3 protein-coding genes are annotated in these 4,876 nt (G+C 62.3%); 1 reads left to right on the forward strand and 2 read right to left on the reverse strand.

Annotation, left to right across the window (positions count from 1 at the left end; genetic code table 11):
• Window positions 1-721 (forward strand): helix-turn-helix transcriptional regulator (locus tag ACIQ17_RS30800; protein WP_398473282.1); only part of this gene is annotated, 721 nt, incomplete at its 5' end.
• 172 nt (window positions 722-893) lie between these two features.
• On the opposite strand, the gene ACIQ17_RS30805 is transcribed toward ACIQ17_RS30800, so the two are convergent.
• Both ACIQ17_RS30805 and ACIQ17_RS30810 read right to left on the reverse strand, forming a co-directional pair.
• Window positions 894-3,392 carry a PAS domain-containing protein gene (locus ACIQ17_RS30805; RefSeq protein ID WP_398473283.1) on the reverse strand — a complete coding sequence of 833 codons (2,499 nt, stop codon included), beginning with the start codon at window positions 3,390-3,392 and terminating at the stop codon, window positions 894-896.
• Between the two features lie 105 nt (window positions 3,393-3,497).
• A complete protein-coding gene (locus ACIQ17_RS30810) occupies window positions 3,498-4,652 on the reverse strand; it encodes a PHB depolymerase family esterase (protein ID WP_398473284.1) in 1,155 nt (384 codons plus the stop codon).
• Between the last annotated feature and the right edge of the window lie 224 nt (window positions 4,653-4,876).

A 4,876-nucleotide genomic window follows, 5' to 3' on the forward strand; every position in this document is an offset into this window, starting at 1 on the left:
TCGGCCTGATTCTGCGCCGTTCGATGCGGAGGAATTGAAGGTCATCGCCCATTTCGGGCGCTATGTCGAAAAATCCCTCCGGCTCTCGATCCAGCTGATCGATGCGGAAGTGTCCAAGATCGGCCTCGCCGAAGCGCTGGCCAATCTCGGCATGGGGATTTTCGTTCTAGACGCGCTCGGCCGGGTGATTTTCCAGAATCAATCGGCCGAAGCGATCATGGGTGACACGATCCAATTGCATCAGCAGCGCTTGCTGCTGACATCGCGGGCGGAAAACCAGGCTTTCCAGGATGCGATGGCGAGTACGCTGCGCGCGGAACCGGTCGATCTGCTGGTCGATCCCAAGCCGATCCTCGTCCAACGGGAATCCCCGCAGCGGCCGTTGCTGATTTATCCGATGTCGCTCAAGCCCCGTTCCGATCTGAACGACGATTTCGTCCGCCGCGCCAAGGCGGTCGCCATCGTGATCGAGCCAAGCGCCGAGGAACCCGCGGATCCAGCCCTGGTGCGCGATTTCCTGGGCCTGACTCTGGGCGAAGCCCGCGTGGCTTCGCTGATCGGTTCAGGACTTGCCCCGAAGGAAGCGTCAACCAGATTGGGCATCGCAGAGGAAACCGTGCGCACCGTGCTGAAACGCGTCTTCGCCAAAACGGGTGTCGGACGGCAGGCCGAACTGGCGACCTTGCTCACCAGACTGTCGATGGCCACCAAGATGAAATGATCGCTGCAAAGTCCGCGGATTTATATACCAAATGGGGGATGTGGGACTCGCTCGCCTATGCGACAAGAATCCTGCGATGGTAAACCTCCATTGCAAGACATCAACGGCCCCGCGCGTTCACCTGCCGGGGCCGTCTTTTTTTTTGCAGAAGAGCTCCCTGCCGATTGATGGATCAGGCGCTGACCATCGTCCTGATCCGCCGCGACAACACGTCGAGATCAAAAGGCTTGGTGATCATCTCCATGCCGGGCAGCAGGAAGCCTTCGGCCATGGCGACGCTTTCCGCATAGCCGGTGATGAAGAGGATCTTCAGATCCGGTCGTGTCTCGCGCGCCTGATCGGCCAGCTGACGGCCGTTCATGCCGGGCAGGCCCACATCTGTGACAAGCAGATCGATGACCGGTTCACCACGCAAGGCCGCGAGCCCGGACGGACCATCGACCGCCTCGAGCACGCGATAGCCCTCGTCCTGCAGCATCTCCACCACGACCGAACGCACCACGGGCTCGTCCTCGACCACCAGCACGGTTTCACCAGCGGACCTGTGCTCGTCGCGCTGGGAGCCTGTCACCGCTTCGGATGCCGTGCCCTCGAAGCGCGGCAGGTAGAGATTGACCGTGGTGCCCAGGCCTACCCGGCTGTCGATGCTGACATGCCCGTTCGACTGCCGTGCGAAACCGTAGATCATTGACAGGCCAAGCCCGGTGCCCTGCCCGATCGGCTTGGTGGTGAAGAACGGATCGAAAGCCCGCGCGAGTACCTCCGGCGTCATGCCTGTGCCGGTGTCGGTGACGGCGATGCAGATATAGTCGCCGGGTGTCAGCGCCGGCGTATCCGCCGTGATGGTACCGACATGGACATTGCGGGTGGCAATACTCAGCCTGCCGCCGTCGGGCATCGCGTCGCGTGCATTGATGGCAAGATTGAGCAGCGCGCTTTCCAGCTGGTTTGGATCGCACAATGTCGACCACAGATCAGAGACAGCTGCGATTTCGAGATGCAGCTTCTCGCCGATGGTTCTCCTCAGCAAGTCTTCCAGCGACGCGACCAGCGCATTGGCATCTACAGGCTTCGGCACCAGGGGCTGACGGCGCGCGAAGGCCAGCAGGCGATGCGTCAGCGCCGCGGCGCGATTGGCCGATGTCATGGCGGCATCGATATAGCGCGGCAGGCTTTCGGTGCGTCCCTGGCCAAGCCGGGTCTGCATCAGATCGAGCGAGCCGACGATCCCGGTCAGCAGGTTGTTGAAGTCATGCGCGATGCCGCCGGTGAGCTGACCGACCGCTTCCATCTTCTGCGACTGCCGCAGCGCCTCTTCGGTGGCCTTCAAACGCTCGGCGGCCGCCTTCTCCTCGGTGACATCGCGGGCCAGGCAATAAATGAGCTCTTCATCGGGCACGGCGGTCCATGACAGCCAGCGATAGGAACCATCCTTGTGGCGGAGGCGATTCTCGAAGCGCACGGTCTGCTGCCCCGAAGCGAGTTTTTCGACTTCGGCCATCGTCTTGGCCTGATCGTCGGGATGTTCCAGCCAGCGCGAGGTTCGATCGAGCAGATCGGACTCGCTCCAGCCCAGCACCTGCGTCCAGGCCGGATTTACCGTGCGCCAGGCGCCGCTATAGTCGGCGACCATCAGCAGATCGCGCGACACACTCCAGATCCGATCGCGCTCGCGCGTCTTATCCCGCACGCGCTGCGCCAGCGTCGCGTTCAGTTCGGCAAGCTTCAGTGCAAGCTGCCGCGCTTCTTCCTCGCTGCGCAGCAACGCTTCGCGCGCCTGGATCTCCTCGGTGACATCGGTATGTGCGCCGACGAGACGGAGCGGCTTCCCCGCTTCGTCCCGCTCGATGATTGCCTTGACGGAAATCCATCGCAACGCGCCATCGTTCGGACGCACGATGCGATACTGCACGCCATATTCGCGCGCACCGCTCTTCACGGCCTCGATGAACTTGCGCTCGGTCGCCTCGCGATCTTCGGGATGGACGCGCGCCACCCATTGTTCATGCGTCTCGTTGATGGCATCCGCAGGCAGGCCATGGATGCGCAGATATTCAGGCGAACGTCGATTGCGGAACCCGGTGCGCAAATCGACTTCGAGACCGCCGATGCTGCCGATCTCCTGCACACGGGCCAGCTCGGCCTCGCGCTCGCGCAGCGCGATATTGGCTTCATGGTCCTGCGTCACGTTACGGCAGATCACCATGACGCCACCGATGCCGTGCTCGCCATCGAGGGGGCTGTAACCATAGGTCCAGTAGCCGTAGGTCAGCTTGCCGTTGCGCGTCACCGGGACCAGCTGGTTTTCATGCCAGGTCGGGCCACCGCCCGACATCACCTGGTCGATCTGCGGGCCAATCATGGGCCAGATCTCCTTCCAGAATTCCCGGCCGCGCTGCCCCAGCGCACGGGGGTGCTGCTGGTCGTCCAGCGTTTCGCGATAGGCATCGTTATAGAACTGGATGAGGTCGTCCCCCCACCAGATGAACATCGGGTGGAAGGTGTTGAGCAGGATCCGTATCGCGGTGCGCAAGCCCTGCGGCCATGTCGGGGGGGCGCCGAGCGGGGTGCCGGTCCAATCGTAGGCGCGCATCAAGGCGCCCATTTCACCGCCGCCGGCGAGGAAATCGACCTGGTTCTCTATGCGCTCTGCCGCCATATGCGGAAACATCAATCCGTATGAATTACGGAGAGAATTTAGCCGGCGCGGATCGCAGGCGCAAATTGCATTCCGCCGTAGGACGGATAAGCGAAGCACAATCCGCAGAAGCTGCGACTATTTGATGAGTCCGGTCGCCTTCAGTGCGCGGGTGATGGTACCGGAGACATCGAGCGCGCGGCGGCCCGGGGGATCGCGACGGATGCTACGCCGATCCTGTTCCACACGTGCCTGCTGCGGGCGGGATGGTCGGCTGCGCGACTCGTCCGGGGCAGACGTGCGGATCGGCATCTGCTTCGTCAGACCGAAGAACTGGGCGATGTGCCAGGACGATGCGATGCCTACGTCGAGCAGGAATTTCGACGCTGTGCCGTAAGCATCCTCATGGCCCGCAATGGCTAGCGGAGTGCCATGCGCCATGCCGGTGATGGTGTAGGATTCCACAACCGTCTGGCCCTCGCTGTTCCACCAGACCTCGCGCGGATAGCCGTCGACATCTGCCGCCGACATCGGCGCATCCGGGAGATCGTGCAGATCGAGCCACTGCTTTACGATCTCACCTGCATTGGCCGGGTTGACGGTCCGATCAGCGGCGCCGTGCCAGACCGACACGCGCGGCCACGTCCCCTGATGCGGCGACGCCTTGCGTACGAGGTCACCAAGCTCCTGACCGCTGCGTGACGGCGCGCGATACATGCCAGCCAGCGCCTCCTGTGTCGAATGCGCGATGCCGTAGGGCAAGCCGGCGATGATGGCGCCCGCGGCGAACACCTCCGGATAGGTGGCGAGCATCACTGACGTCATCGCGCCGCCGGCAGAGAGGCCGGTGATATAGATGCGCGTAGGATCTACGCCATGAGCGATGGCCGCGTGTTCGACCATCTGGCGGATCGACAACGCCTCGCCGCTGTCTCGCGCAATATCGTCGGATGCGAACCAGTTGAAACAGGTGTTGCTATTGTTGGCGCGCTTCTGTTCCGGCATGACCAGCACGAAACCGTAGCGCTGAGCCAGCCTGGACCAACCGGTGCCCACGTCGTAGCCAGCCGCGGTCTGCGTGCACCCATGCAGCACGACGACCATCGCCGGCTTGGGCGCGAGTTGGTCCGGCGCATAGGCGAACATTTTCAGATTGCCAGGATTGCTGCCGAATTCGGCGATCTCCTCGAGCGGGCTGTCGCCAACAGGAAGCTGCTGCCGCCCCATCCCGTTCAATGCGCCCGGCATTTTCGGCAGGTTGCGGAAGAACTCGATATTATCGGCAAGGGACACGGCAGCTCCTGAGGGTCGGCGCTGAGATAACAGCACCGACGACATATGGTTGCTGCACTGCAAAATTATAGTGATTCTGCAATCAAAACCCCATCACGGATTCGCGTGCAAGCGAAAATACTTTGTCACAAAGGTATTATGAGAGGCAATCAGACGATTGCGTGCTGAAAACGACGGCTCGTAGCGACTGTGCTGCTCGCCAGGAGAACAACGCAATGCGAGGC

It is taken from the genome of Tardiphaga sp., assembly GCF_044340795.1.
Taxonomy (GTDB): Bacteria; Pseudomonadota; Alphaproteobacteria; order Rhizobiales; family Xanthobacteraceae; genus Tardiphaga.